Annotated in this window: 1 protein-coding gene; it reads right to left on the bottom strand. The window is 32.5% G+C overall.

What is annotated here, in order from left to right; translation table 11 throughout:
* The coding region (locus tag AC1DSL_RS18990) for a hypothetical protein (protein ID WP_477533444.1) at positions 1 to 394 on the bottom strand (394 nt) is incomplete at its 3' end.
* Positions 395 to 779 lie beyond the last annotated feature (385 nt).

Raw genomic sequence — 779 nt, 5'->3', positions numbered from 1 at the left:
GATGATTTTCTCTTAGTTCGGCTTCAATATAGTTTTTGAGATATTGAAGATGCTCAAGGTTATATGCCCACAAAATATGTTCCCGGAAAGGAATTTGTAAGAGAAGAGGATATCCAAAATACAAATCAAATGCTCCCCCAATGATAATAAAACCTTCTTTAAAAGTCTTCTCATATGATATTATGTTTTGGTTGAAGTTATTTTTCTTCGGTACAATATCCTTAGTTAATCCGCAATGTAAACAAGTAAATCTTTTAGTTACGTCTATTTGATAAGGTTGATGTTCTCCAAGTGATAAAACTTTTGCTTGTTTACTGCAATTTGGGCAAATCACAAGAAATTGATCACCAAAACTTTCTAACATACGGTTTTGGTTATTAAATTGTTTTTTCATTGGTACACACCTCAACTTAATTAATAATAAAAAGTACTTCTTATTGAACTAACCTGCCCCGTTAGTTCAATAAGAAAAGAGGAGTTGCTTAAGCAACCCATGTTCTTTAGCTAAAGCACCCGTTACTGTAAGTCTAATACTTCACAAAGTTAGTAATGAAGAATAAATAAAAACACTCCTATGAGATACCACTATTGATGGTACTTTTTAGGTGATATACTGGAGCTAGACTACTTATCTAATAATGAAGGGAGGTTTACGCGTATGGAGGTAACATTTACAGTAAGCAAATGGGATGAAAAGCCAGTCGATGACAATAAAAAAGATTTCCCTATTAATATTGCCCATGTCGAATATGATATTGATGGTGAATTAAAAGGAAAAG

The organism is Paenisporosarcina sp. P4_D4, assembly GCF_056401835.1.
The sequence above is the reverse complement of the archived record's forward strand: the minus strand, read 5'-3'. Positions and strand labels throughout refer to the sequence as shown.